The sequence below is a fragment of the Mesorhizobium sp. M0174 genome (assembly GCF_040322275.1).
GTDB lineage: Bacteria > Pseudomonadota > Alphaproteobacteria > Rhizobiales > Rhizobiaceae > Mesorhizobium.
Genome location: NZ_JAMYTB010000009.1, coordinates 104,327 through 129,436 on the forward strand (window position 1 = coordinate 104,327; position 25,110 = coordinate 129,436).

At 63.6% G+C, this 25,110-nt stretch carries 26 protein-coding genes; 21 read left to right on the forward strand and 5 right to left on the reverse strand.

What is annotated here, in order from left to right; all coding sequences use genetic code 11:
• Positions 1-10: 10 nt before the first annotated feature.
• The 6 genes from ehuD to doeB are packed head-to-tail and all read left to right on the forward strand — an operon-like array spanning position 11 to position 5,656.
• Entirely contained in the window at positions 11-670 is a 660-nt protein-coding gene (gene ehuD, locus NKJ13_RS19755; RefSeq protein WP_254819480.1) for an ectoine/hydroxyectoine ABC transporter permease subunit EhuD, read from the forward strand.
• Positions 667-1,440, forward strand: a complete 774-nt coding sequence (eutA, locus tag NKJ13_RS19760) for an ectoine utilization protein EutA (RefSeq protein WP_352737343.1) — start codon at positions 667-669, stop codon at positions 1,438-1,440. Before ehuD ends, eutA begins: the two co-directional genes overlap by 4 nt.
• Positions 1,441-1,450: 10 nt before the next feature.
• Positions 1,451-2,443, forward strand: coding sequence for a hydroxyectoine utilization dehydratase EutB (gene eutB / locus NKJ13_RS19765; protein ID WP_352737344.1), 993 nt, complete (start codon positions 1,451-1,453; stop codon positions 2,441-2,443).
• Positions 2,440-3,432, forward strand: coding sequence for a cyclodeaminase (locus tag NKJ13_RS19770; protein WP_352778032.1), 993 nt, complete (start codon positions 2,440-2,442; stop codon positions 3,430-3,432). The genes eutB and NKJ13_RS19770 overlap by 4 nt, the downstream gene beginning before the upstream one ends.
• 38 nt (positions 3,433-3,470) lie before the next feature.
• A complete protein-coding gene (gene doeA / locus NKJ13_RS19775) occupies positions 3,471-4,649 on the forward strand; it encodes an ectoine hydrolase DoeA (RefSeq protein WP_352737346.1) in 1,179 nt (392 codons plus the stop codon).
• Positions 4,650-4,654: 5 nt separating this feature from the next.
• The gene (gene doeB / locus NKJ13_RS19780; protein ID WP_352737347.1) at positions 4,655-5,656 is read left to right on the forward strand and encodes a N(2)-acetyl-L-2,4-diaminobutanoate deacetylase DoeB; all 1,002 of its coding nucleotides are present in this window, start codon (positions 4,655-4,657) and stop codon (positions 5,654-5,656) included.
• A gap of 99 nt (positions 5,657-5,755) precedes the next feature.
• On the opposite strand, the gene NKJ13_RS19785 is transcribed toward doeB, so the two are convergent.
• Positions 5,756-6,415, reverse strand: a complete 660-nt coding sequence (locus NKJ13_RS19785; RefSeq protein WP_352737393.1) for a GntR family transcriptional regulator — start codon at positions 6,413-6,415, stop codon at positions 5,756-5,758.
• Between the two features lie 322 nt (positions 6,416-6,737).
• On the opposite strand from NKJ13_RS19785, the gene NKJ13_RS19790 reads away from it, so the two are divergent.
• The 8 genes from NKJ13_RS19790 to atzF are packed head-to-tail and all read left to right on the forward strand — an operon-like array spanning position 6,738 to position 15,011.
• The gene (locus NKJ13_RS19790) at positions 6,738-7,865 is read left to right on the forward strand and encodes a BMP family ABC transporter substrate-binding protein (RefSeq protein WP_352778034.1); all 1,128 of its coding nucleotides are present in this window, start codon (positions 6,738-6,740) and stop codon (positions 7,863-7,865) included.
• A 20-nt stretch (positions 7,866-7,885) separates the two neighbouring features.
• Positions 7,886-9,010 (forward strand): ABC transporter permease, encoded by a 1,125-nt coding sequence (locus tag NKJ13_RS19795; RefSeq protein ID WP_352778036.1) that lies wholly within the window; start codon positions 7,886-7,888, stop codon positions 9,008-9,010.
• A complete protein-coding gene (locus NKJ13_RS19800) occupies positions 9,010-9,936 on the forward strand; it encodes an ABC transporter permease (RefSeq protein ID WP_352737350.1) in 927 nt (308 codons plus the stop codon). Before NKJ13_RS19795 ends, NKJ13_RS19800 begins: the two co-directional genes overlap by 1 nt.
• A 14-nt stretch (positions 9,937-9,950) precedes the next feature.
• A complete protein-coding gene (biuH, locus tag NKJ13_RS19805; protein WP_352576462.1) occupies positions 9,951-10,652 on the forward strand; it encodes a biuret amidohydrolase in 702 nt (233 codons plus the stop codon).
• Between the two features lie 10 nt (positions 10,653-10,662).
• The gene (locus tag NKJ13_RS19810) at positions 10,663-12,195 is read left to right on the forward strand and encodes an ABC transporter ATP-binding protein (RefSeq protein WP_352737351.1); all 1,533 of its coding nucleotides are present in this window, start codon (positions 10,663-10,665) and stop codon (positions 12,193-12,195) included.
• Positions 12,195-12,863: a cysteine hydrolase family protein gene (locus NKJ13_RS19815; protein WP_352737352.1), complete on the forward strand. Its 669-nt coding sequence runs from the start codon at positions 12,195-12,197 to the stop codon at positions 12,861-12,863. Before NKJ13_RS19810 ends, NKJ13_RS19815 begins: the two co-directional genes overlap by 1 nt.
• Positions 12,856-13,206, forward strand: coding sequence for a cupin domain-containing protein (locus tag NKJ13_RS19820; RefSeq protein ID WP_352737353.1), 351 nt, complete (start codon positions 12,856-12,858; stop codon positions 13,204-13,206). Before NKJ13_RS19815 ends, NKJ13_RS19820 begins: the two co-directional genes overlap by 8 nt.
• Positions 13,203-15,011, forward strand: coding sequence for an allophanate hydrolase (gene atzF, locus NKJ13_RS19825; protein WP_352737354.1), 1,809 nt, complete (start codon positions 13,203-13,205; stop codon positions 15,009-15,011). The genes NKJ13_RS19820 and atzF overlap by 4 nt, the downstream gene beginning before the upstream one ends.
• 5 nt (positions 15,012-15,016) lie before the next feature.
• Here the strand turns inward: atzF and NKJ13_RS19830 are convergent, their stop codons facing one another.
• Positions 15,017-15,574: a cytochrome c gene (locus tag NKJ13_RS19830; RefSeq protein WP_352737355.1), complete on the reverse strand. Its 558-nt coding sequence runs from the start codon at positions 15,572-15,574 to the stop codon at positions 15,017-15,019.
• A gap of 17 nt (positions 15,575-15,591) precedes the next feature.
• On the reverse strand, positions 15,592-16,134 hold the full coding sequence (locus tag NKJ13_RS19835) for a phosphatase PAP2 family protein (protein WP_352507104.1): 543 nt from the start codon (positions 16,132-16,134) through the stop codon (positions 15,592-15,594).
• 41 nt (positions 16,135-16,175) lie between these two features.
• Here NKJ13_RS19835 and NKJ13_RS19840 point away from each other — a divergent pair, with 41 nt between their 5' ends.
• Entirely contained in the window at positions 16,176-16,658 is a 483-nt protein-coding gene (locus NKJ13_RS19840; RefSeq protein WP_352452336.1) for a DUF2127 domain-containing protein, read from the forward strand.
• 42 nt (positions 16,659-16,700) lie between these two features.
• On the opposite strand, the gene cueR is transcribed toward NKJ13_RS19840, so the two are convergent.
• A complete protein-coding gene (gene cueR / locus NKJ13_RS19845) occupies positions 16,701-17,099 on the reverse strand; it encodes a Cu(I)-responsive transcriptional regulator (protein WP_254819466.1) in 399 nt (132 codons plus the stop codon).
• A gap of 264 nt (positions 17,100-17,363) precedes the next feature.
• On the opposite strand from cueR, the gene NKJ13_RS19850 reads away from it, so the two are divergent.
• The 4 genes from NKJ13_RS19850 (at position 17,364) to NKJ13_RS19865 (ending at position 21,134) form a co-directional block, all read left to right on the forward strand.
• Positions 17,364-18,431: a type III polyketide synthase gene (locus NKJ13_RS19850; protein ID WP_352737356.1), complete on the forward strand. Its 1,068-nt coding sequence runs from the start codon at positions 17,364-17,366 to the stop codon at positions 18,429-18,431.
• The gene (locus NKJ13_RS19855; RefSeq protein ID WP_352737357.1) at positions 18,428-19,141 is read left to right on the forward strand and encodes a class I SAM-dependent methyltransferase; all 714 of its coding nucleotides are present in this window, start codon (positions 18,428-18,430) and stop codon (positions 19,139-19,141) included. The genes NKJ13_RS19850 and NKJ13_RS19855 overlap by 4 nt, the downstream gene beginning before the upstream one ends.
• Complete coding sequence (locus NKJ13_RS19860) at positions 19,138-20,358, forward strand: NAD(P)/FAD-dependent oxidoreductase (protein WP_352737358.1); 1,221 nt, start codon at positions 19,138-19,140, stop codon at positions 20,356-20,358. The genes NKJ13_RS19855 and NKJ13_RS19860 overlap by 4 nt, the downstream gene beginning before the upstream one ends.
• Positions 20,359-20,537: 179 nt before the next feature.
• Entirely contained in the window at positions 20,538-21,134 is a 597-nt protein-coding gene (locus NKJ13_RS19865; RefSeq protein ID WP_352645553.1) for a cation efflux transmembrane domain-containing protein, read from the forward strand.
• 231 nt (positions 21,135-21,365) lie between these two features.
• Here NKJ13_RS19865 and NKJ13_RS19870 read toward each other — a convergent pair whose 3' ends face one another.
• Entirely contained in the window at positions 21,366-21,788 is a 423-nt protein-coding gene (locus NKJ13_RS19870; protein WP_352649657.1) for a hypothetical protein, read from the reverse strand.
• Between the two features lie 191 nt (positions 21,789-21,979).
• On the opposite strand from NKJ13_RS19870, the gene NKJ13_RS19875 reads away from it, so the two are divergent.
• Together NKJ13_RS19875 and NKJ13_RS19880 are read left to right on the forward strand one after the other, a co-directional pair.
• Positions 21,980-22,792, forward strand: a complete 813-nt coding sequence (locus NKJ13_RS19875) for a class I SAM-dependent methyltransferase (protein WP_352737359.1) — start codon at positions 21,980-21,982, stop codon at positions 22,790-22,792.
• 570 nt (positions 22,793-23,362) lie between these two features.
• Positions 23,363-24,871, forward strand: a complete 1,509-nt coding sequence (locus tag NKJ13_RS19880; protein ID WP_352737360.1) for a tlde1 domain-containing protein — start codon at positions 23,363-23,365, stop codon at positions 24,869-24,871.
• Positions 24,872-25,110 lie beyond the last annotated feature (239 nt).

The window sequence follows — 25,110 nt, forward strand, 5'->3', positions numbered from 1 at the left end:
GGGCCTGCTAATGGAATGGGATTGGGATTTTGTCCGGCAGATCCTGCCGACGCTGATCGAGGGAGTGAAGATCACCATCCTGGCGACGCTGCTCGGCTCGGTGCTGGCGGCCGTCGTCGGGCTGGGCATTGCGTTGGCGCGCCGTTCGCCGAACCGGGCCCTGTCGCGCACCGTCGGTTTCGTTGCCGAGTTCATCCGTGGCACGCCGCTGTTGGTGCAGCTCTATTTCATCTTCTACGTGCTGCCGGATTTCGGCGTCCTGTTGCCGCCGTTGGTGGCGGGCGTCATCGGTCTCGGACTGCATTACGGCACTTACACGGCCGAGGTCTACCGCGCCGGCATCGACAATGTGCCGCGCGGCCAATGGGAAGCGGCCAAGGCCTGCAATCTGAATGCCACACAGACCTGGACGCACATCATCATTCCGCAGGCGATCCCGCCGATGATCCCGGCGCTTGCCAATTATTTCATCGCCATGTTCAAAGAGACGCCGCTGCTGTCGGCGATCACCGTGCTGGAACTGATGAACCAGGCCAAGAGCGTCGCCAACACCTATTATCGGTATATCGAACCGATCACCTTGGTCGGCGCTTTCTTCCTCGCCATCAGCCTGTTCTCGGTGGTGTTGCTGCGCTGGCTGGAACACCGTTATGGGCGGATCGAACGATGAGCGCTGCACCCGATATCCGCCTGCGCTCGGTCCGGCCGCCGCTCGATGCGCGTCCGCTGGAAAAGCGGGTCGGCCTGATCATCCTTGCCACCGACCATACCAGCGAACCGGATTTTCACCGCATGGTGGCAAGCGATCGTATCGGCATCTATGTCGCGCGTATTCCCTATGCCAACCCGACGACGCCGGACAATTTGCGCAAGATGCAGCCGTCACTGACGGCGGCCGCGGCCCTCATCCTGCCCGACGAGCCGCTCGACGCGATCTGCTATTCCTGCACCTCGGCCTCCGTCGTGATCGGCGATGCCGAAATCGAGGCGGCGGTGCAGGCCGCCAAGCCCGGCGCGCCGGTGGTCACGCCGCCGATGGCCGGGATGCGCGGCCTGAAGGCGCTGGGCGCCAGGACGATCAGCATCCTTACCCCTTATACGGTCGAGACCAGCCGGCCGATGGCGACCTATTTCACCGAGCATGGTTTCGAAATCGCCAGCTTCACTTGCCTCGGCTTCGAGGATGATCGCGAGATGGCGCGGATTGTGCCGAAATCCTTGGTCGATCTGGCCCGTGATGCGATGGCCTCGCAGGCCGACGCGCTGTTCGTGTCCTGCACGGCGCTGCGGTCGGCGGCGGCAGTTGTCGGCATGGAAGAGGCTATCGGCCGCCCCGTCGTCACCAGCAACCAGGCGACGGCCTGGAATTGCCTGCGGCTTTGCGACGACGACGAGCCGCGCCCTGAATTCGGCCGTCTGATGACGCTGCCGTTGAACTGATTGATGAGCCATGACCGCTTCCCAGATAAGCCTCCCCGATATCCGCGCCGCGCGCGAGCGCATCGCAGAAAAGATCGAACGTACGCCGACCGTTCCTTCCCGGAGTCTTTCCCAGCACTTGGACGCTCCTGTTTATCTCAAGCTCGAACATCGGCAGACCACCGGCGCCTTCAAGCTGCGCGGTGCCTCGAACGCTATCGCTTCGCTGACAGAAGAGGAGAGGGCGCGCGGCGTCGTCGCCGCCTCGACCGGCAACCACGGCCGGGCGCTTGCCTATGCCGCACAACTGCAAGGCATCCACGCGACGATCTGCATGTCGCGGCTGGTGCCGCAGAACAAGCTCGACGAGATCCGCCGGCTCGGCGCCGAGATCCGCATCGTCGGCAACAGCCAGGACGATGCGCAGCGGGAGGTCGAACGGCTGGTCGCGGAAGACGGGCTGATCATGCTGCCGCCCTTCGACCATCCTGCCATTGTCGCCGGGCAAGGCACGCTCGGGCTGGAGATCATCGAACAGGTTCCTGATGCCGCCCTTGTGCTGGTGCCGCTGTCTGGCGGTGGACTGGCGGCGGGCGTTGCCGCTGCCGTCAAGGGCGTCAGCCCGGCGACGAAGGTGATGGGCGTTTCAATGGCGCGCGGTGCGGCGATGAAGGCGAGCCTCGACGCCGGGCATCCGGTGCTGGTCGAGGAACTGCCGACGCTGGCGGACTCGCTCGGCGGCGGCATCGGCCTCGACAACCGGCTGACCTTCTCGATGTGTCGCGACTTGCTCGACGATGTGATCCTGCTCAGCGAGGACGAGATCGCCACCGGCATCCGCCATGCCTATGAACAGGAGCGCGAGATCGTCGAAGGCGCCGGCGCGGTCGGCATCGCAGCCGTGCTTGCCGGCAAGGTCAGGGCGAGCGGCCCGACGGTGCTCGTGCTGTCCGGCCGCAACATCGACATGGCACTGCACCGCAAGATCATCTGCGGCGAAGCAATTGCGGAGAGCGCAGCATGAGCCGGATGACGATCCTCACCGAAGCTGAATTGCGCAAGATCGTGAAGCTCGATCTTGATGCCGTCGCCTGCGTCGAGAACGCGTTTCGGGCGCTCGCTACCTTGCCGGTGGCGATGCCGCCGATCCTGCGGCTGGACATTCCAGAGCATCGCGGCGAGGTCGACGTCAAGACCGCCTATGTGCCGGGCATCGACGGTTTGGCGATCAAGATCAGCCCAGGTTTCTTCGACAATCCGAAGCTCGGCCTGCCCAGCGTCAACGGCATGATGGTGCTGCTGTCGTCCAAAACCGGATTGGTCGAGGCGCTGCTGCTCGACAATGGCTATCTCACCGACATCCGCACCGCCGCCGCCGGTGCGGTCGCCGCCAAACATCTGTCGCGGGCGGACTCCTCCGTTGCCGCGATCTTCGGCGCCGGTGTTCAGGCCGGACTGCAGCTCGAGGCGCTGATGCTGGTGCGGCCAATCACGGAAGCCCGCATTTGGGCAAGGGATGCCGCCAAGGCCGAAGCTGCGGCAGACGCATTGTCCGAAAGACTGGGCATCGCCGTTCACGCCGAGCCCGACGCGGCAAAGGCTGCGGCCGATGCCGACGTCATCGTCACCACGACGCCGTCGACCGAGCCGCTGATCAAGCCCGGCTTCGTCTCCGCCGGCCAGCATATCACTGCCATGGGCTCGGATGCCGAGCACAAGAACGAGATCGCGCCGGCGATCCTGCGCATGGCCGATCTCTACGTCGCCGATAGCGCCAAGCAGACGCGGCGCCTGGGCGAACTGCACCATGCTATCGCGGCGGGCGTGATGGGGGCCGATGCCGAAATCACCGAGCTTGGCCACATCATCGCCGGCGAAGGGCATGGCCGGCGCTCGGACAGCGACATCACCATTGCCGATCTGACGGGCACAGGCGTGCAGGACACGGCAATCGCCACGCTCGCCCGCGACCGGGCGCGTGCGGCCAAGACCGGTACGATTTTCGAAAGCTGATGCTGGCCGCAAGGCCCAACAAACGAGGACCAAGAACAATGCAGCCAAATTTGAAATTCTCGCGGGGTGAATATGCGGAGCGCCTCGCCAAGACGCGGAAGGCGATGGAGGCCAAGGGCGTCGATCTGCTGATTGTCAGCGATCCGTCCAACATGGCCTGGCTGACCGGCTATGACGGCTGGTCGTTCTATGTGCACCAGGCCGTCATCGTGCCGCCGTCGGGCGAGCCGGTGTGGTACGGGCGCGGCCAGGACGCCAACGGCGCCAAGCGCACCGCCTATCTCGCGCACGACAACATCGTCGGCTATGCCGACAACTACGTGCAGTCGACCGAGCGCCATCCGATGGATTTTCTGTCCGGCGTGCTCTCCGATCGCGGCTGGGGGAAGCTCAGCATCGGTGTCGAGATGGATAATTACTGGTTCTCCGCCGCTGCCTTCGCATCGCTGCAGAAGCACTTGCCCAATGCCCGCTTCGTCGATGCCACGGCGCTGGTCAATTGGCAGCGCGCGGTGAAGAGCCCGACCGAAATCGACTACATGCGCAAAGCCGCCCGCATCGTCGAAGCGATGCACCAGCGCATCGTCGACAAAATCGAAGTCGGCATGCGCAAATGCGACCTGGTCGCCGAGATCTACGATGCCGGCACGCGCGGCGTCGACGGCGTCGGCGGCGACTATCCGGCGATCGTGCCGCTGCTGCCGTCGGGCGCCGACGCATCGGCGCCGCACCTGACCTGGGACGACCGGCCGATGAAATCGGGCGAGGGTACCTTCTTCGAGATCGCCGGCTGCTACAACCGCTATCACTGCCCGCTGTCGCGCACCGTTTTCCTCGGCAAGCCGACGCAGGAGTTCCTCGACGCCGAAAAGGCGACGCTGGAAGGCATGGAGGCGGGACTTGCCGCCGCAAAGCCCGGCAACACATGCGAGGACATCGCCAACGCCTTCTTCGCGGTGCTGAAGAGATACGGCATCGTCAAGGACAACCGTACCGGCTACCCGATCGGGCTTAGCTATCCGCCGGACTGGGGCGAACGCACGATGAGCCTGCGCCCAGGCGACCGCACCGAGTTGAAGCCCGGTATGACCTTCCATTTCATGACCGGCCTGTGGCTCGAGACGATGGGCTTGGAAATCACCGAATCCATCCTGATCACCGAGACGGGCGTCGAGTGCCTGGCGAATGTGCCGCGCAAACTGGTGGTGAAGAATTGAGCCCGATGTCCAGCCTTCGCCCGTCACCGATCACGCCGACCGTCGATTTCGAGCGCGACGGCGTGCAGCACGGTTTCCTGCGCCTGCCTTACAGCCGCGACGATTCCGCCTGGGGATCGGTGATGATCCCGATCTGCGTCATCCGCAACGGCAAGGGGCCGAGCGCGTTGCTGACCGGCGGCAATCATGGCGACGAGTATGAGGGGCCGCTGGCGCTCTACAATCTCGCCCGTACGCTCGACCCGAAGCAAGTCAGCGGCACGGTCATCATCGTGCCGGCGATGAATTATCCGGCGTTCCGCGCCGGCACCCGCACCTCGCCGATCGACAAGGGCAATCTCAACCGCAGCTTTCCCGGCCGGCCCGACGGCACGGTGACCGAGAAGATCGCCGATTATTTCCAGCGCGAACTTCTGCCTCGCACCGACATCGCGCTCGACTTCCATTCCGGCGGCAAGACGCTCGACTTCGTGCCGTTCTGCGCCGCCCACATCCGACCTGACAAGGTGCTGGAAGCGAAAGGGTTCGCGGCGGTCGAAGCGTTCTCCGCGCCCTGGTCGATGAAGATGCTGGAGATCGATGCGGTCGGCATGTTCGACACTGCCGCCGAGGAGATGGGCAAGCTGTTCATCACAACCGAACTCGGTGGCGGCGGGACTTCGCGCGCGGAAACGGTGCGGATCGCCCGTCGGGGCGTGCTCAACGTGCTGCGCCATGCCGGCATCGTCGCCGGCGCGGTCGAGATGCAGCCAACCCGCTGGCTCGACATGCCGTCCGGCGATTGCTTCTCGTTCGCCGAGGACGACGGGATGATCGAAACGATGATCGATCTCGGCGAGCCAGTGGCAGAGAACCAGGTGCTGGCACGTATCCATTCCATAGGCCGCACCGGCGGCGCTCCGCAGGAGATCCGGGCCAAAATGTCCGGTCTGCTGGCGGCGCGGCATTTTCCGGGGCTGGTCAAGGCCGGCGACTGCGCTGCCGTGGTCGCCGTGCTGGTCGATTGAGGGCTAGAGCGGGATGCGTTCAACGGCCATCCCGCTCTTATCTGTTTGTTTAGCCGCATTTTCTGCGACGCCAAGTGATCCCCTTGGCTGCAAAATGCTCTAGGAAGCCGATGTCGGGACCGGCTCGGCCTTGCCTTTGGGGCGATCGCCGATGGCAAAGACGGCGCTCGCCTCGCTGACGATCGAGACATGATCCTTGGCGGCTGTTCCGGCGGCCGTACTGTCGCCGCGCATGATTGCGGTGACGATGGCGTCATGTTCCTGCCATGACTGGGCCAGCCGGCCGGGCAGCATGAACTGCGCGCGCCGGAACGGCGCCAGGCGGCTGCGGGTCATGACGGTCAGTTCATAAATGTGCTTGCTGTGCGCGCCGCGATAGAGCCGGGTGTGGAATTGGGTGTTGAAAAGCTCATACTCTTCTTCGGCTCCGAGCTGCACCAAGCGCGCCGAGGCCTGGTGCTCGGCCTCCAGCGTGCGGCGCTCGCCCGCCGTCATGCGCTCTGCCGAGAACCGCGCGCAGATCGCTTCAAGCTCGGCCATGCTCTCGAACATCGAGGCGAGGTGCTCCTGCGTCACCACGGCGACGGTGGCGCCGCGGTTCGGCCGCCTTTCGACCAGTCCCATAGCACTGAGCCGGCCTAGTGCTTCCCTGATCGGCGTGCGTGAGACGTCGAAGCGGGCGGCGAGCGAGGCTTCGTCGAGTTTTTCGCCGGGACGCAGGAAACCGGTGACGATCCGGTCGCTGATCGCCCTCACCATCTGATCGACGGTCGTGCCCGACCTGATCAAATTGCGCTTTCCCGACACGTCTCCTCCGTCCAGTCTTTTCGCTAGAGCCGCAAGCCACTCACCGGCTTCGATTCCTCCGCAGCTCTGTATGCCTATGTTTTAGCCTTCATGTCAAATTGGCGATTTTGAAGGCAAAAAGTGTATGCAATTGCTCCGGCTTTGTGCAGTCCACATCGGCACGCTCATTGATATTGCTGAATAAATCCAATTTCTGAAACTGGCATGCTGATTGCATACACTTCTTTCATTGAGGTGTTAACCGGCCCCAAAGGCCCCATAGAGGGAGCATTCAATGTCCGAGAAATTCATGCTTAGCCGTCGCGAGCTGCTCAAGACCTCCGCCGTCGGAGCGGCGCTAGGTCTTGCGTCCGCGTCGTTTCCGATCAGCAGGGCCTTCGCCGCGACGGCCACGGTCGGCTTCATCTATGTCGGGCCAAAGGACGATTACGGCTACAACCAGGCGCATGCCGAAGGCGCTGCCACGCTGAAGGCGATCGCAGGCATTTCCGTGGTCGAAGAGGAGAACGTGCCTGAGACCGTCGACGTCCAGAAGACGATGGAATCGATGATCAATCTCGACGGCGCGTCGCTGATCTTCCCGACCTCGTTCGGCTATTTCGATCCGCACATGCTCGCCATGTGCGCGAAATTCCCCGACGTTCAGTTCCGCCATTGCGGCGGCATGTGGAGCAAGGACAAGCATCCGATGAATGCCGGCTCCTATTTCAGCTATATCGGCATGGGCCAGTATCTGAACGGCGTCGTCGCTGGTCACACCAGCAAGACCAAGAAGCTCGGCTTCGTCGCGGCAAAGCCGATCCCGCAGGTGCTGCTCAACATCAATTCCTTCCTGCTCGGCGCGCGCTCGGTCGACCCGACCATCACCTGCCAGGTGATCTTCACCGGCGAGTGGTCACTGGCGGTCAAGGAGGCGGAGGCCGCCAATGCGCTGGTCGACCAGGGTGCCGACGTCATCACCTGTCATGTCGACAGCCCCAAGGTGGTGGTCGAGACGGCGGCCGGGCGTAGCGCCTTCGTCTGCGGCTATCATGCCAACCAGAGCCCCCTGGCGCCGGAAAAATACCTGACCGGCGCGGAATGGAACTGGGCCAAGGTCTACAAGATGTTCGTCGACGATCTGGTGGCCGGCACACCGCTGCCCAATTTCACGCGCGGCGGCCTGGCCGACGGCTTCGTCAAGATGAGCCCGCTCGGCCCCGCCGTCGGCGATGCCGCCCGCAAGCAGTTCGACGGCACGCTGGCCGAAATGATGAAAGGCGGATTTTCCGTCATCAAGGGTCCGCTGAAGAGCAACAAGGGCGTCGTCGTCGCGACCGAGGGCCAAGCCTTCGTCGAGACCGCGCTCGAACTCGAAAGCATGGACTACCTGGTCGAGGGCGTCGTCGGTTCGACCGCCTGAACCGGATCGGAGACGGGGCCATGGCAGACACGGTCGGCACTGCGGGCGCACCGGCGCTGTTTGGCGCCAGGAATTATCCGGCGGCGCTCGAATGGGCGGCGCGGCGGGCGGAAGCCTTCGTCATACCGCTCGCGGCGCTGATCGTCGGCATGGCGCTGTTCAGCGTGTTCATCGCGCTGGTCGGCAAATCGCCGGTGCAACTCTACGAGACGATGTGGCGTGGCGGCTTCGGCTCGTGGTTCTCGATCCAGAACTCGCTGTCGCGGGCAGCACCGCTCTTATTGGCAGCGCTCTGCGTGGCGCTGCCCGCACGACTTGGCCTTGTCGTCATCGGCGGCGAAGGCGCGATCGTGCTGGGCGGTGTTGCCGCCGCCGCCATCGGCGTGGCAGTGAATGGCGCGCCGGCTTTTCTGGTCATCCTGCTGATGGTCGTGGCGGGCGTGGTCGCCGGCGGCATCTGGGTCGGTGCCGTCGGCGCACTCCGCCACTACCGCGCCGTCAACGAAACCATCTCCAGCCTGCTGATGGCCTATATCGCCATCGCGGTGATGAACCATCTGGTCGAAGGGCCGCTGCGCGATCCGGCCTCGCTCAACAAACCCTCGACCGAGCCGCTGGCGGATACCTACCGCATCGGCAACATTCCAGGCATGGACGTGCACTGGGGCCTTGTCCTCGGTATCGTCGCCTGCGTCCTGTCCTGGCTGCTGATCGAAAAGACGCGCTGGGGGTTTGCCGCCCGCATTGCCGGCGGCAATGTCAGGGCGGCCCAGGTGCAGGGGCTTGCCGTCGGGCCGCTGATCGTCGGCTTCACCGGGCTCGCCGGCGGCTTTGCCGGGCTAGCCGGCATGCTGGAGGTCGGCGCGGTGCAAGGCAGCGCCAACGCCTCGCTCGCCGCCGGCTACGGCTATACGGGCATCCTCGTCGCCTTCCTCGCCCGCCACAATCCGCTCGCCATCATCCCGGTCGCTTTCCTGCTCGGCGGCATCGGCGCTTCCGGCGGGCTGATCCAGCGCCGCATGGACCTGCCCGACGCCACCGTGCTGGTGCTGCAGGGCATGCTCTTCGTCGTCATCCTGTTTAGCGAAACCTTTTACGGCCGCTTCAAGGTCTTCAATCCCGATCTGTGGAAGAGGGGCTCCTGATGGACGCGACCGAGATCGGCCTGTGGGGCGTGCCGCTCGCCATTCTCGGCGGCGCCATCCGCGTTTCGACGCCCTTCATCTTCGTCTCGCTTGGCGAAGCCATCACCGAGCGCTCCGGCCGCATCAATCTCGGCCTCGAAGGCACGCTGGTCTTCGGTGCCATGACCGCCTATGCCGTCGCGGTGATGACCGGCTCGCCATGGCTCGGCCTGCTGGCTGCCGCAGGTGCCGGTCTTTGCTTCGGGCTGTTCCACGGCTGGATCTGCAAATTCCGCGGGGTGAACGACATCGCCATCGGCATCGCGCTGATGCTGTTCGGCTCCGGTCTCGCCTTCTTCTTCGGCAAGCCGTTCATCCAGCCCTCGGCACCAGACCTGCCGGCCATCGCCTTCGGTGGCTGGTCGAATATCCCGCAGGTGCAGGCGGCGCTCAACGTCAACATCCTGTTCCTGATTGGTGCGGCACTTGCCGTGTTTCTGTGGTGGGCGTTCCGCAACACGCGTGCCGGCCTGATCGTGCGCGTCGTCGGCGACAGCTCCGATGCGGCGCGCGCCATGGGCCTCAATCCCAACACCGTGCGCCTGCTTGCGACAGGTGTCGGCGGTGCGCTCGCCGGCATCGGCGGCGCCTATCTGTCGCTCTACTATCCCGGCAGCTGGACCGAACGCATCTCGTCGGGGCAGGGGCTGATGGCGGTGGCGCTGGTCATCTTCGCGCGCTGGAATCCGCTTGGCTGCTTTGCCGCGGCACTATTGTTCGGCGGTGCGGGCGCGCTGGGCCCGGCACTGCAATCGGTCGGGGTGACGCAGGGCTACTATCTCTTCTACGCCGCGCCTTACATCCTCACGCTCATCATCATGATCGCCACCTCGTCGCCGAGCCGCTCGCTTGCCGGCGCGCCGGGCGAATTGTCGATCACCAAATGACTGGAGTTTTTCCGATGAACGCCAGAGCCGAGATCACCCAGCGCTACATCGATGCCGATCCCTATCCATGGCCCTATAATGGCGAGCTGCGGCCAGACAATACGGCGCTGATCATCATCGATATGCAGACCGATTTCTGCGGGCCGGGCGGCTATGTCGATCATATGGGCTACGATCTTTCGCTGGTGCGGGCGCCGATCGAGCCGATCAAGTCGGTGCTCGCAGCCATGCGGGCCAAGGGCTACACCATCATCCACACGCGCGAGGGCCACCGGCCCGATCTCGCCGACCTGCCGGCCAACAAGCGCTGGCGCTCGCGCCGCATCAATGCCGGCATCGGCGACCCCGGGCCTTGCGGGCGCATCCTCGTGCGCGGCGAACCCGGCTGGGACATCATCCCCGACCTCTATCCGGCGGCTGGCGAGCCGATCATCGACAAGCCGGGCAAGGGCTCGTTCTGCGCCACCGACCTGGAGCTGATCCTGCACCAGCGCGGCATCGAAAACATCGTGCTGACCGGCATCACCACCGATGTCTGCGTCCACACGACGATGCGCGAGGCCAATGATCGCGGCTTTGAATGCGTGATGCTGGAGGATTGCTGCGGCGCGACCGATTACGGCAACCATCTCGCCGCGATCAAGATGATCAAGATGCAGGGCGGCGTGTTCGGCGCGGTGTCGAATTCGGCATCCTTCGTCGCGCAGCTGCCGTGAGGACACGATCTTGAGCGGAAGCATCGGCAAGAAAGCCGTCGGCATCGAGACCATCGGCATGACCATGCGCTTCGGCGCCTTCACCGCGCTGGACGACGTCTCGATCAAGGTGCCGGCGGGATCGTTCCATGCGCTGCTCGGCGAAAACGGCGCCGGCAAGTCGACGCTGGTCAAGTGCATGATGGGTTTTTACCATCCGACCGCCGGCGACATGCTGGTTGATAGCCGCGAGGTCGCGATCGCCAGTCCGAAGGATGCCTCGGCATTGGGGCTCGGCATGGTCTACCAGCATTTCACGCTCGTCCCGTCGCTGACCGGCGCGGAGAACCTGGTCATTTCGCGCGAGAAGGTGCCCTGCATCATCGACTGGCGCAAGGAGCGCGCCGCACTTGCGCAATTCATGCAGCGTATGCCGTTCAAGCTGCCGCTCGACGTCAAGGTGGCGGAACTTGCGGCGGGCGAGAAGCAGAAGCTCGAAATCATCAAGCAGCTCTATCTCGGCCGCAGTTTCCTGGTGCTCGACGAGCCGACCTCGGTGCTCACTCCCGGCGAAGCACAGGAGGTGCTTGGCCTGGTGCGCGACATGACCAGGACCGGCGACCTCACCGTGCTGATGATCTCGCATAAATTCCACGAGGTGACGGCGTTTGCCGACGATATCACCGTGCTGCGCAAGGGCAGGCTGACCGGAACCGGAAAGGTCTCCGAACTTTCCCACAAGCAGATGGCGGCGATGATGATCGGCGACCAACCGATCGCCGCACTCGACAGCCGCGCCCCGGTGCCGGCCGGCGCCAGACAGGTGCTGACGGTAAAGTCGCTGAAGGCGCCCGACCGCACCGGTTTGAAAACCATCGACATCGGCGAACTCGATGTGAAGTCGGGTGAGATCGTCGGCATTGCCGGCATCTCCGGCAACGGCCAGAAGGAGTTTCTCGAAGTCCTTGCCGGACAGCGGGCGCGCAATGGCGGCGACGTTCTGGTGAAAGGCTCGCCCTATGGCGCCAGCCGCAGCGAGGCGCGCACGCTCAATGTCCGCTTCATTCCGGAGGAGCCGTTGCGCAATGCCTGCGCACCGAAGATGACGGTGGCGGAAAACATGGCCTTCCGGACCTTCGACCTCAACGAGGCCGGCAAGCCGGTCAACTGGATCAGGATGAGTGCGATCAGGGACTACGCGGCCCGCCTGATAGAACAGTTCAAGGTCAAGACGGCCTCGCTCGCTTCGCCGATTTCGTCGCTGTCAGGCGGCAATGTGCAGCGCGCCGTGCTGGCGCGCGAGCTGACCGGCGAGGTCGATTTGCTCATCGTGTCGAACCCCTGCTTCGGCCTCGACTTCTCCGCCGTCGCCGAAATACGCGCCCGCATCATGAAGGCGCGCAATGCCGGCGCCGCGGTGCTCCTTATGTCGGAGGACCTTGATGAGCTGCTCGAGCTCTCGGACCGCATCTTCGTCATGTCGGACGGCGCGCTGGTCTACGAGACGCCGATTGCTCAGGCGAGCGTGCAGACGATCGGCGAGCACATGGCGGGACATCACTGATGGCGGAGATCGAGGCGCTGCCGTTCCCGTTTGCCTTCAAGCTCGAGGCGATGGCGCTGGTCGTCATCGACATGCAGCGCGATTTCGCTGAGCCGGGCGGCTTCGGCGCCAGCCTCGGCAACGACGTCAGCCGGGTGGTGGCGATTGTGCCGACGGTGAAGAGATTGATCGAGGGGTTCCGCACCGCCGGCCTGCCGGTGATCCACACGATGGAGTGCCACAAGGCAGACCTTTCGGATCTGCCGCCGGCCAAGCGCAACCGCGGCAACCCGTCGATCCGGATCGGCGATGTCGGGCCGATGGGTCGTGTGCTGATCGTCGGCGAGCCGGGAACGGCGATCCTCGATGAACTTGCGCCACTGCCTGGCGAGATCGTCATCGAAAAGCCGGGCAAGGGCGCGTTCTATGCCACCAGCTTCGGCGATGACCTGAAGCGGCTCGGCGCACAGCAACTGGTCTTTGCCGGAGTGACGACGGAGGTCTGCGTGCAGACGACGATGCGCGAGGCCAACGACCGCGGCTATGAATGCCTGCTGGCCGAGGATGCTACCGAGAGCTATTTTGCCGAGTTCAAGGCGGCCGCCCTGGCCATGATCAGGGCGCAGGGCGCGATCGTCGGCTGGACGGCGACAACGGACCAGGTGCTCGAGGGAATTTCCAATGCCTAACCTTGCCTTTGCCGGCCTCCTCAATGGTGGCTGGCGCGATCTGCCGTTCGAGCCTTTCCGCGAAGGCATCACAGTGCATTGGCTGCTCAAGGGTGGGCCGATGGAACCGTCGGTCGCCATCCTGAACTACCGGGCTGGCGCCAGCGTGCCGCGTCATCGCCATGCCGGGCTGGAGACGATCATCGTGCTGGACGGCACGCAGAGCGACGAGAACGGCGATCATGCCGCGGGCAGCGTGATCCTGAACGCGGTCGGAACCGAGCATTCGGTGTGGACGAAGCATAGCTGCGTCGTGCTCATCCAGTGGAACCTGCCGGTAGTCATTCTGGGCGAGGCCAAATGAGCGACATCCGCTTCGACATAGCGAGCCTGCACGTTGCCTATCAGGCCGGCCTCAGCATTGGCGACGTGATCGATATGGTCCATGCGCGGCTCGCGGCGGCCGATGACCCCGGCATCTTCATCCATCTGGCGAGCAGGGCGGAGTTGCTTGCCGAGGCGGAAAAGCTCGGCCCGTTCGATCCGGCGGCAAAGCCGCTGTGGGGCGTGCCGTTCGCGGTCAAGGACAACATCGATGTTGCCGGCATGCCGACCACGGCGGGTTGTGCGGAATATGCCTACTTGCCGGCGAAAGACGCCACCGTCGTCGCGCGACTCAAGGCCGCCGGCGCGCTGGTTATCGGCAAGAGCAATCTCGACCAGTTCGCCACCGGCCTGGTCGGCGTGCGCACGCCCTATCCGGTCCCGAGGAATGCGATCGACCCGAAACTGGTGCCGGGCGGCTCTTCATGCGGCTCGGCCGTGGCGACGGCGCGCGGCATCGTCTCGTTCGCGCTCGGCACCGACACCGCCGGTTCGGGGCGCATACCCGCCGGCCTCAACAACATCGTCGGGCTGAAGCCGAGCGTCGGCGCGCTATCAGCCGCCGGCGTCGTGCCGGCCTGCCGGACGCTTGACTGCGTCTCGGTGTTCGCGCTCACCGTCGATGACGCCTATCACGTGTTCGAGGCGGCGGCGGCAAAGGACGACGCCGATCCCTATTCGCGTGACCTCTGCATTCAGGCTCTTGCCGCGCGCCCGCCGGTGCTGACGGTTGGCGTGCCGGCCAGGGCCGACTGGACCTTCTTCGGCGACCAGGCGATGCAGGCGGGCTTCGAGGCCGCCCTTGCCTCGTTGGAGACGCTGGGCTGCAGGCTGGTCGAAATCCCGTTCGGTGACTTCTACGCCGCCGCCAACCTGCTCTACGAAGGCGCCTGGGTAGCCGAGCGTTACGCCGCGATCAGGGACTTCATGGTTGCCAACGAGGCCGCCATGCATCCGGTGACGCGGCAGATCATCGGCGGTGCGCGAAAACTTTCCGCGGCGGACGCTTTCAAGGGGCTCTATGCCCTGCAAGGCTATAAGGCCAAGCTTGCGCCGGTCATCGCCTCGGTCGACGTTTTCTGCGTGCCGACCGCGCCGACGCACTACACAGTCGAGGCGGTTCTCGCCGATCCGATCGTCACCAACAGCCGGCTCGGCACCTACACCAACTTCGTCAATCTGCTCGACTTGTGCGGCATTTCGGTGCCGAGCGGAACTCGTAGCGACGGTTTGCCGATGAGCGTCACCTTGCTTGCCGCGGCGGGCAAGGACCATCTGACGGCGTCGCTTGCGCGCGACGTGCATGCGGCAAGCGGCCTTTCGCTGGGCGCTACCGGCTGGCCGCTGCCGCCGCGTGGCGATGTTCGCGTGGACGTGGACGAGGGCACGATCGAGCTGGCCGTGGTCGGCGCGCATCTATCGGGGATGGCGCTGAACGGCCAGTTGCAGCAGCTCGGCGCAATTTTCGCCCGGGGGGCAAGAACGGCGCCGCTCTATCGGCTTTACGCACTCGCCGGCCAGTCGGTGCCGCGACCGGGGCTCGAACGGATCTGCAATGGCAAGGGGGCAGCGATCGAGGTCGAAGTCTGGCGGCTCTCGCCACAAGCGTTCGGGCGCTTTGTTGCCGCGATTCCGCCGCCGCTCGGCATCGGGACGCTTCTGCTTGATGACGGAACTTCGCCGAAAGGCTTCCTCGTCGAAAGTGCCGGCCTCACCGATGCAAAGGAGATTTCGCATTTCGGCGGCTGGCGCAATTTCATGGCGGGTCAGCTGCAGCGGAGCTGACGCTATCACTCGACCTTTTGCCGGAATTTCGAATGGCAGCTCGAGCAATCCTGCAAGATGAGATGCAGGAGGTGCTCCGCCGGCAATTTAGTGGGATCGGCTTCCGCGAGTGATGGTCGCTTGCCAAGCAGGCTGCCACCGCCCATCGCCAGGCCGGAACCCATTCTCATGTCGTCGGTGATGCGCGGCGGCGCCCGCTCGGCGTCGGAGCCCAAGGCGCTGGCCAGCGTCCCGATGTGGCGAGCCAGCTCTTCGAACTCCGCGCGGGCGGGGTCGATATCCGGCTTGGCGCCTGAAGGCGCGCCCAATGTCGCGCTGGGGAATTCGGCAATCAGGGCACGGCCGGTGCGGGCGCGGATGGTCTCGGCCGCCGCCTTGAAGGCTGCGGCGTCGTACGCCTGCTTGCCGTCGAACATCCCAGCGATCGCCTTTGCCGCCGCGGCCATTTCCTTCATCGAGGCCTGGCGAGCCTGGATGACCGCATCACGACCCGAATGGGCGGCGGCGAGCACGACAGAGACGCAGGCAAGCGACAGGACCGCTATGATAGCTGCTCGTCTCATCGTTGGCACATAAGGAGCTAGAGAATTCTTGTGACCAGACTGTCCAGTCGGGAGTTCTCGCGATAGGCCAATCGGACCACAACGGCACCTAAGACGCCAGTGATGGCACCGCCTATCACGTCGGTGAGATAGTGGGTGCCGATATAAATTCTCGACCAGCAGATCAGCAATGCCATGATGGAGAGGGCCAGCGTCCGGCGCGGCAGACCTTGCATTGCAAGAGCCGCAACAACCGCAAAGCTGGCTGTCGCGTGGTCGGAGGGAAACGACCAGTCGGCGCTGGGCGCAATCAGCAGATGCGTCACGCCGGCATCGTAGGGCCGCAGCCGGTGGACGAATAGCAAAATGAACTGATTGATCGCCAGACCGAGCAGGAACGCCAAGCCGGCGGACAAGGCAGCATGGCGCACATGGTAGCGGTCGGCCTTTGCCCACCATTGCAGGGCAACAGCCAGCACCATCAGCGGAACGCCGATTTGTGAGACAGCGATCATTGCCTTATCAAGAAAAGGGCTGATCCCGGCTGCCGCGTTGATCCAGTGGGTTAGGGCTGCATCCATCGTTTCTCGTTTCCGCTGTTGTCGATCGCAAGGTGAATTTTGTGAAAGCAGTAGACGAACGCCGCATCCATCAGATTTTCGAGCTCAGCATCTGGCTTAAAGGGGCGCATGCCCTGATCGAATGCGTGGGCGGGATCCTGCTTTATGTCGTCACCACCGACGCCATTGCCTCCTGGGTCAATACATTCACCCAAGAGGAATTGATCGAAGATCCGAACGATTTCATAGCTGGCTATCTGTCGCAGATGGCAAGCCACTTTTCCGTTGCCAGCAAGGAGTTTTATGCCTTCTACCTGCTTAGCCACGGCCTGATAAAACTGCTGCTCGTTGTCGGGCTTTTGAGAGGCAAGCTGTGGTCGTATCCGGCATCGCTTGCGGCGCTGGGCGCATTTATGTTCTATCAAGTCTACCGCTACTCCTACACCCATTCGTTCGGCCTGCTTGTCCTGACCGTATTCGATGCTGTCGTCATGGTGCTGATCTGGCATGAATGGAAGGTCGTGCGGCAGCACAAGCCGGCATGACAGCGAAGTTTGCACGTCAGCCGCTCCGATTTTCAATCCACCTCACTGGGCGACGCCTTGTCCTGCCAGCTCGTCGATGATTGGGCAATCCGGCCGCTCGTCACCGTGGCAGTGACTGACCAGATGGTGAAGCAAGCCGCGCAATCCGACCAGTTCGGCGATCTTCCTGTCGATCTCCACCAGCTTGGCTTTCGCGATCGCCTTCACGTCGGCGCTGTCACGTTCCCTGTCTTGATACAGCGAGAGCAACTGGCGGCATTCGTCGACCGAAAACCCCAGGCTTCGCGAGCGCTGCAGGAAGCGCAGCCGGTGAATATCGGCCGTCGAGTAATCGCGATAGCCATTGTCTGTCCGAGCCGGGTGCAAGAGCCCGATATCCTCGTAGTAACGGATCGTCTTGGCCGGCAGGCCGGATTTTTCGGATGCGACGCCGATGTTCATGGCGGAAATCTCCTTTATTGGAGGAAATAGACCTTCCAGTAGATGGAAGGTCAACATGATGTGGCGATTTTGGATGCCTGACGCAACCGCCCGCCCGCTCCAACCGTTTGCCTGCCAGCAGCGCACACTGAACCTTCGGGAAGAAATCAGTTTTCGGAAACGTTTATCGAACAGCGCTCAAAACCCGGTGTTCGACACCGGGTAACGATGAGCAAGGACCCTCCGGCGGCACGTTACACCGTGCAGACGCCGAGGAGACAGAATATGCCCGTCAACGCCTATATCAACCGGATCGCGACGGCGGTGCCGGAGCACGAGGTTCATCAATTCTACCTGCGTTTCGCGGCCTCCATGCTCGCGGCCGATCGCCGGAGGATCTTCGAACGCATGGCCGATCTTGCCGGCATCGAGCACCGCTATTCCTGCTTTGCGCCGGCGTCCGACCCCGAAGGACCGTCCGCCGACTTGGCCGGGACCTTCATCCGCGGTGCGTTTCCCGGAACGGCCATGAGAATGGCGATGTTCGACGATGCCGCACCTGTTCTGGCGCAAAAGGGCATCGACGGATTGCAGCTTGGCGACGACGCTTCCCGCATCACCCATTTGATCGTCACCACCTGCACCGGCTTTTCGGCGCCGGGCATCGATCTGGAGCTGATCGCGCGTTGCGGGCTTCCCGATAGTGTCGAACGCACGATGATCGGTTTCATGGGTTGCTACGCGGCGATCAACGGGCTCAAGCTGGCCCGCCACATCGTCCGCTCCGACCAGCAGGCCAAGGTCCTGCTGGTCAATATCGAGCTCTGCACGATGCATCTGCGCGAAACCACCGAACTGGAAAAACTGCTGTCGTTCTGCCTCTGGGGCGACGGCTGCGCGGCTGCGCTCATCACTGCCGAGCCGGCCGGCATCGAGCTCGATAGCTTTCACTGTCTGGTGGCGAGGGAACGGCGGGACCTGATGCGCTGGAACATTCGCGACCGCGGCTTCGAAATGGTTCTTTCCGGCCAGGTGCCGGCAGCGATTCATGAAGCGTTGCGGAACAGCCAGGCCGCCATCCTCGGCGGCCGATCGGCGAAAGACATCGACCTTTGGGCCGTGCACCCGGGTGGACGTTCGGTGCTCGATGCTGTCGAAAGGGCTCTGGAACTGGAGCCCACTGCACTGGAACCATCGCGCGCGGTGTTGCGCCGGTATGGGAACATGTCGTCGGCGACCGTCATGTTCGTGATGAATGAGATGTTGAAGGCGCCACCCGGCCTACTCGGCTGCGGCATGTCGTTCGGGCCCGGGCTGACGGCCGAAACCATGCTCTTTCGAACGGTGTCATGAGCGGCCTGGAGCATCGGCAGCTTGCGCCGGAAATCCTCGACGGACTTGCGGCCGACGATCCGCGAGCGCTGGCCGCGCGCCGCGACCTTCGGCGCATCAATATGCTGATGTTTCAGGTGCCGATCATGACGTCGTTGCTCAAGAGGTTCGTGCCAAAGCCGCCACGCCGCATCCTGGAGATCGGCGCCGGCGATGGCTCCTTCATGCTGGCGGTGGCGCGGCGCATGGCCACGCATTGGCCCGGGGTCGAACTGGTAATGCTCGACCGCGTCGGCCTCGTCACCGGGCAATTGCGCAGCGATTTTGACAGGCTGGGATGGAAGGCCGAAGGCGTCACCGCCGATGTCTTCGACTGGGCAGGAAAGATCGAGGGTGCGCCGTTCGACGCCGTCACCGTCAATCTGTTCCTGCATCACCTCGATGATGCGCAGCTCGTGCGTCTGTTTTCGCTGATCAGGCCGAAAGTCCCGTTGCTCATCGCGACAGAGCCGCTGCGGGCGAAACTGCCGCTGGCCGCAACCCGTCTTCTGCCGGCAATCGGCGCCAACGACGTCACACGAAACGATGCGGCGCAAAGCGTGCGTGCCGGCTTTCGCGGCAGCGAGCTTTCCCGTCTCTGGCTTGCGGCCAACGGCAAACCGGTCGAGGAGCGGCGCGCCGGCCTGTTTTCCCACATTTTCGTCGGCGCCAGTGCCAGTGTCGAGCCATGACGCGATTGTCGACTCATGACGCGATCGTCATTGGTGCCGGCCCGGCGGGCACCTCCGTCGCGCTCACGCTGGCCCGGCGCGGGTGGGTCGTGGCCATTGTGGAAAAGAGTGCGTTTCCGCGCCGCAAAGTCTGCGGCGAATACATCTCGGCAAGCAATCTTGCGCTTCTCGACCGGCTCGAGATCGGCGATGCCTGGCGTGCCAATGCCGGCCCCGAAATCCGCCGCGTCGGTTTGTTTTCCGGTGAGACCTCCGTCGAGGCTGCAATGCCTGGTGCAGGAGCTGGGTCTCGTGCGAAACACGGCTTCGGCCGGGCGCTCGGCCGGGACATTCTCGACTCTCTGCTTCTACAGGCGGCGCGATCGGCGGGCGTCGAAATCTTCCAGCCCTGCCGCGCCGTCGCCATCGACCGGGATGGTGAGATGCAACGTGTACGAGTTCAGGCCGGGGATGAAGCGGTGATGTTGCGTGCGCCGGTGATTGTCGCCGCACACGGCTCCTGGGAGCCGGGACCATTACCCAGCCAGCTCGCAAAGACCAATCGGCCGTCGGACTTGCTCGGCTTCAAGGCGCATTTCACCGGGTCGTCGCTCGCACCGGATTTGATGCCTCTGCTGGCTTTTCCCGGCGGCTATGGCGGCATGGTCTCGGCGGATCATGGACGGTTGTCGATCTCGTGCTGCATTCGCCGCGATGTGCTCGCGCGGCTGCGTAAACAACATGATCCCGAATACCTGGGCCATGTGTCGGCCGCCGATGTCGTCTCACGCCATGTCATGAATTCATGCCGGGGCGTGCGAGGCGCCCTGGAACCGGCGCACCTCGACGGCCCGTGGCTTGCCGCGGGTCCGATCCGGCCGGGAATTCGCTCCTGCTACGAACAGGACATCTTCCGGGTCGGCAATGCAGCCGGAGAGTCTCATCCCGTTATCGCCGAGGGCATCTCGATGGCGCTTCAGTCCGGCTGGCTGCTGGCTAGCGAACTCGCATCCGCGCCAAGTGGCCAAGCGGGGCGCGAGGCCGCCGCCAGACGCTACGAGGCGGCCTGGAAAAGACTGTTTTCGACCCGGGTCTACGCTGCCGCTGCTATTGCCGGAATTGCCCTTCGCCCCGGCAGCGCCACCGCGATGGCGGCGATCGTCCGGAATTTCCCGCAGGCGCTGACATTGGGCGCGCAACTGAGCGGCAAGACCAAGCCGGTTCCCGGCTTTGCCTGACGAGCGGCGCGCATGAGGGCACGCCCAAAACAGGGTGACCATCCTGTTTTGGCTCGCAGGTGTTTTGGTGACAGACGTGCCATGTTCGGCCTAGGCTGGCCTCAAAGCCTGCGAGATCGAGACGGTCGAGGAACGGGACGCCCAGCAATAACATTAACGCCATCACATCGGGGCAGACCATGCAGCAAGCCATCACGTCGGACGGCCTTCGCCGGGTGGTGCTTGTCGTCGCACTGCTGAACCTGGGTTATTTCGGCATTGAATTCGCCGTCGCGCTGGCGATCGGCTCGGTGTCGCTGTTCGCCGACAGCGTCGATTTTCTGGAAGATGCCTCGGTCAATCTCCTCATACTGCTCGCCATGGGATGGTCGCTGCGTGCCCGCTCGCGGGTCGGCATGGCGCTGGCGCTTATCCTGCTGGTGCCGGGCCTGGCGACGCTGTGGACCGCGTGGGAAAAGTTCAACATGCCGGTGCCGCCGCAGCCAACGGCTCTGACGCTGGCGGGGTTGGGCGCTCTCGCGGTCAATCTGTCATGCGCCTACATGTTGGCGCGCTACCGCCATCACAGCGGCAGTCTTACCAGGGCGGCATTCCTCTCGGCCCGCAACGATGCGGTCGCCAATGTTGCGATCATACTGGCCGGATTGGTGACGGCCTTCCTGTGGCGCTCGGCGTGGCCGGATCTGATCGTCGGCCTGGGAATCGCGGCACTGAATGCAGACGCGGCGCGCGAGGTCTGGGAGGCAGCTCGGGAAGAGCACCGGGCCATTTCGTGAAGCCAAACGCCCAGCGCGGCGCCGGCTTGCGAATGCGGCGATGCAGGGGCGCCAATGTAGGGGCGCCAATGCAGGCCCGCAGACCGGCGTGCAGTCATCCAGAAACTTGCGTGATTTCTAATATAGCGCACGCTTGCAAAGCGGGCGGAGGGAGAAACGGCTCATAAGCACGCACCTCATCAAAAGGCCCGCGTCCGGACGAGGACGCGGGCCGGTTTTCGCTGGCATGCGCTAGGCAGGTATCAAGACGGCGATGCGGTGGATGCCGACTACCTTGCTGGTGTTGGCTGCCTCGTCGGTCTTGCCCTTGGAGCAGGTGTACACGTCACCTTCCCTAAGCTTGAATTCCTTGTCCGCCTTCTTGATCGTGAATTCACCGGCAGCAATGGTGCACACCATGTCGTTGTCCATCACCATTTGAGGGGCGGCTGCTCCGGGCTGAAAGACTATGTCGACAATTGAGATGCTCTTGTAAGCGGGGATATCGGAATTGCCGGTGCCGACCTCGACCAATCTGACGCCGGGGGCTATTTCCTTGCCTTCCTTCGGGCCGTATTTCTTGACCTTTGCAGCAGCCGCCAGCGTGAACAAAGGCGTCACCGCTGCCGCCGTCACGCCAAGCGCGATTGCAGACCTGCGACTTATGGTTTTCATCGCATCCTCCCATTTTATGTTTGGCCACGCACCAATGCGCATGACCACAAGATATTAACACATATGCAGATAATTGCAGCACGGCGTTTCGGAGCTTCCGGGAGCGAACCGCCTCCCGGTCGAATGCGACCGAATAGCAAACAATTCCATGCTATGCTGACGAGCCATCAAACGGACGGCGGGGGATAGCAATGTTGGAAACGGACAAGGTATTCGCCGGCTCAATTCCGGAAAACTACGACCGCTATATGGTGCCGTTGATTTTCGAGCCGTTCGCCGCAGATCTTGCACGGCGAGCAGCGTCCTTGTCGCCAAGCGCCGTTCTGGAAACCGCCGCGGGCACCGGGGTTGTCACCCGCGCATTGGCGCCAAAACTGTCGCCCGGTGCAAGCTATGTCGTAACCGACCTCAACCAGCCGATGCTCGACTACGCCGCTTCGCGGCAAGCTCCCGACGATCGCATCAAATGGCGTCAGGCGGATGCTCTGGCGCTACCGTTTGAAAATGCGGCCTTCGATCTCGTTTGTTGTCAGTTCGGCGCGATGTTCTTTCCCAACCGCTCATCTGCCTACCGCGAAGCCCGGCGAGTCCTGAAGCCCGGAGGACATTTTCTATTCAGCGTATGGGATCGCATCGAGGAGAACGTGTTTGCCGACGATGTGACGAATGCTCTCGCAAGGATTTTTCCGAACGATCCGCCGCGCTTTCTGGCACGCACGCCGCATGGCTACCACGATACGGCACTGATCCGTGGCGAGCTGGAGGACGCAGGTTTTTCCGGTGTGGTGATCGAGACGAGAGCCGAACAAAGCCGTGCCTCCTCGCCGCGCCTTCCGGCCGTTGCTTATTGCCAGGGCACTCTCCTTCGCAACGAAATCGAGGCCAGAGAGGCGGGGAAGCTGGACTCTGCAACCGACTATGCCGCAGCCGCCATTGCAGACAGGCATGGCAGCGGCAAGGTTACTGCCAAAATTCAGGCTCACATACTGGTGGCTGTGGTCTAGGTGTTGGATATCCCGCTCCGGCACTTGGCGACATTCAGTTGCTGCGCGGCAAACATCTTGCCGCTGTCCCGAATTCTCAGACGTTAATCGTTCATTCGCCCGAGTGGCAGGTCGACAAGTGCCCGCTCAATAATCGCCGTTCTGATCGAACGCCGGGGCTTGATGACGGTGGCTGCCGGCCGCAAGATTCTGGTCGGCCCGGCTTCACTTTCGCAGCCATGGCCGACTCCGCCCAGCAAGGCCTAGTCATTTCGCTTTCTTGACTCGGCCGACAAAAACGGGCAGCAAAGTCATCATTGGAGGGCAGTTTTGCCAACTATGCAGGTTTTGGAGGGCGTTTTTCGGTGTGACCGTCGCCCAATCGGCGGTCGGTAGAGGGATTGGTTAACCAACTTTGTCCATCTTTTGAATCAATCGGCAACAGACGCGAAGCGTGCTGGGGGCACCAGGCGAGCTGTGAATGTCACGGCTGCGAAATCCGCTAGCCGGCATCGGCCGATTGAGAGTGGTTGAATGGCGTTTGTAAGTGCGAAAACCCGGGGTGACAGTCCTGCAACTGGATTGACTTCGATGAGGCCCGGCCTGCGCTGGGTCGCGGTTCCTGCCGTCGGCGCAGCCATTGCTTTATGGTCGGTGGCGACCTTGGCCGGCCTTTATTCGATGGGAACCTCGCTCACCGCCGCTTCCAACGGTCTCCCGCAAAGCCTGCTCGCGCCGCGCACCATCGCGCTCGCCGATCCTCGCCGCAGCCTTGCAAAGGCGCAGGCCCCGACATGGGCCGCGACAAACGCAGCGCTGTCGGCCAAGCTGCTGCAGCACGGGTGCGATGCCAACTGCCTGCGGTCGGCGTCGAATTTCGTTCACCAGGGAAAATCGGCGCGTCTCAAGCGCAATACGGTGCCGCTCGTCGCCGATGCATCGCGGCAATCGAGCTTCGACGACGTGGTGGCCAAAGCAGGGTTGTCGCCGCAAAAGCTTGCCGCCGCCTTTGCCCGTGCCGGCTCACCCGTCATGCTCGCAAGCCTGCCGGCCGCCGCCCGGTTCGCCGAGCCGGTACGCATTCCCGACCCGAACGGCCCGGCATCGGTGCGCTTCGGGCCGGCGGTGGCGGAGATCGAACGCTCGTCGCGCCTGGCTCTGGCGCTGGCGAATACATTGCCGGAGCAGATGATCGACGTGCTCCCGGCAGCCGTCGTGGCAAGCGAGCCGGCAGCTTCGCAAGAGCCGCAAGAGCCAGAGGTCCAACTGGCCTCGCTGCCGCCGCAGGACGACATGCCCGACAGCGTTCCGCTGCCGACCCTGCGTCCGCAGGCGGACATCGATGAGCCGGCGCCCCAGGCTCAAGCCTCGAAAGACCGGGCGCCAAAGGATCAGGCATCAAAGGCCCAGGCAGTAAAAACGGAGCCGCCCCAGAAATCCAGGGCCCAGGCATCCAGGGCGAGCAAGGTCCAGACGGCCGACGCTCCGCCGGTCGAGACGCTACCCGGCAGTCTGTCGCCTCGCAATTCGTCACAAGCGGCAGTGCCGGCCGTGTCGGGCAAGCCGGGCAAACGGTCGAAGACGCAGGGCGGCGACATGCTGGCCTATGCCAAGCCCGACATGCCTTCCGGCGGTCTCGGCGGAGCCTTCAGGAACCTGTTCACCACGCCCAACATGGGCAGCGGCGTCGCCGTCTACGACATCTCGGCCAAGACCGTCTATATGCCCGACGGCTCGCGGCTGGAGGCACATTCGGGACTGGGCGCGATGGTCGACCAGCCGCGCTACGTTCACAAGAAGAATGTCGGTCCGACGCCGCCCGACACCTACAATCTGACGCTGCGGGAATCGCGCTTCCATGGCGTCGAGGCCCTGCGTCTCACCCCTGCCAGCGGCAGCAACAAATATGGCCGCGACGGCTTGCTCGCCCACACCTACATGCTGCGCGGCGGCCGCGCCGAATCCAATGGCTGTGTCGTCTTCAAGGACTATGCCCGCTTTCTCGCCGCCTACAAGAAGGGCAAGATCAAGCGGCTCGTCGTGGTGCCGCGGCTGTCGAAGCCGCTGACACGCGTCGCCCAAGAAGGCCGCGGCGCTTAGGTTCGCGGCGGTCCTTTACGGCTTCGTTATCCCAGGGCGGAGCGGACGCGAAGCGGAAGCGCAGACCCTGGGATCCATGCCGTTGCATCAGCCGAAGAAAGCAACGATGCAGATTTGACGCCGTTCTGTCGCAATCCCTTTCACCTCTTATCCCTCTTGCATCAAGGTTCTGCACCGTCGCAGCGCATAGAAGTCACGGCATGGATCCCAGGGTCTTCGCGACGTCGCTTCGCTCCTGC

Coding starts and splice junctions, on each gene's coding strand:
- NKJ13_RS19830 (WP_352737355.1), bottom strand. CDS start 15,574: ATGAGACGAGCAGCTATCATAGCGGTCCTGTCGCTTGCCTGCGTCTCT.
- NKJ13_RS19795 (WP_352778036.1), top strand. CDS start 7,886: ATGGCAGACACGGTCGGCACTGCGGGCGCACCGGCGCTGTTTGGCGCC.
- NKJ13_RS19800 (WP_352737350.1), top strand. CDS start 9,010: ATGGACGCGACCGAGATCGGCCTGTGGGGCGTGCCGCTCGCCATTCTC.
- NKJ13_RS19865 (WP_352645553.1), top strand. CDS start 20,538: ATGCAGCAAGCCATCACGTCGGACGGCCTTCGCCGGGTGGTGCTTGTC.
- atzF (WP_352737354.1), top strand. CDS start 13,203: ATGAGCGACATCCGCTTCGACATAGCGAGCCTGCACGTTGCCTATCAG.
- NKJ13_RS19770 (WP_352778032.1), top strand. CDS start 2,440: ATGAGCCGGATGACGATCCTCACCGAAGCTGAATTGCGCAAGATCGTG.
- NKJ13_RS19880 (WP_352737360.1), top strand. CDS start 23,363: ATGAGGCCCGGCCTGCGCTGGGTCGCGGTTCCTGCCGTCGGCGCAGCC.
- doeB (WP_352737347.1), top strand. CDS start 4,655: ATGTCCAGCCTTCGCCCGTCACCGATCACGCCGACCGTCGATTTCGAG.
- ehuD (WP_254819480.1), top strand. CDS start 11: ATGGAATGGGATTGGGATTTTGTCCGGCAGATCCTGCCGACGCTGATC.
- biuH (WP_352576462.1), top strand. CDS start 9,951: ATGAACGCCAGAGCCGAGATCACCCAGCGCTACATCGATGCCGATCCC.
- NKJ13_RS19790 (WP_352778034.1), top strand. CDS start 6,738: ATGTCCGAGAAATTCATGCTTAGCCGTCGCGAGCTGCTCAAGACCTCC.
- NKJ13_RS19855 (WP_352737357.1), top strand. CDS start 18,428: ATGAGCGGCCTGGAGCATCGGCAGCTTGCGCCGGAAATCCTCGACGGA.
- NKJ13_RS19815 (WP_352737352.1), top strand. CDS start 12,195: ATGGCGGAGATCGAGGCGCTGCCGTTCCCGTTTGCCTTCAAGCTCGAG.
- cueR (WP_254819466.1), bottom strand. CDS start 17,099: ATGAACATCGGCGTCGCATCCGAAAAATCCGGCCTGCCGGCCAAGACG.
- NKJ13_RS19835 (WP_352507104.1), bottom strand. CDS start 16,134: ATGGATGCAGCCCTAACCCACTGGATCAACGCGGCAGCCGGGATCAGC.
- NKJ13_RS19860 (WP_352737358.1), top strand. CDS start 19,138: ATGACGCGATTGTCGACTCATGACGCGATCGTCATTGGTGCCGGCCCG.
- NKJ13_RS19820 (WP_352737353.1), top strand. CDS start 12,856: ATGCCTAACCTTGCCTTTGCCGGCCTCCTCAATGGTGGCTGGCGCGAT.
- NKJ13_RS19850 (WP_352737356.1), top strand. CDS start 17,364: ATGCCCGTCAACGCCTATATCAACCGGATCGCGACGGCGGTGCCGGAG.
- eutA (WP_352737343.1), top strand. CDS start 667: ATGAGCGCTGCACCCGATATCCGCCTGCGCTCGGTCCGGCCGCCGCTC.
- NKJ13_RS19875 (WP_352737359.1), top strand. CDS start 21,980: ATGTTGGAAACGGACAAGGTATTCGCCGGCTCAATTCCGGAAAACTAC.
- eutB (WP_352737344.1), top strand. CDS start 1,451: ATGACCGCTTCCCAGATAAGCCTCCCCGATATCCGCGCCGCGCGCGAG.
- doeA (WP_352737346.1), top strand. CDS start 3,471: ATGCAGCCAAATTTGAAATTCTCGCGGGGTGAATATGCGGAGCGCCTC.
- NKJ13_RS19870 (WP_352649657.1), bottom strand. CDS start 21,788: ATGAAAACCATAAGTCGCAGGTCTGCAATCGCGCTTGGCGTGACGGCG.
- NKJ13_RS19785 (WP_352737393.1), bottom strand. CDS start 6,415: ATGGTGAGGGCGATCAGCGACCGGATCGTCACCGGTTTCCTGCGTCCC.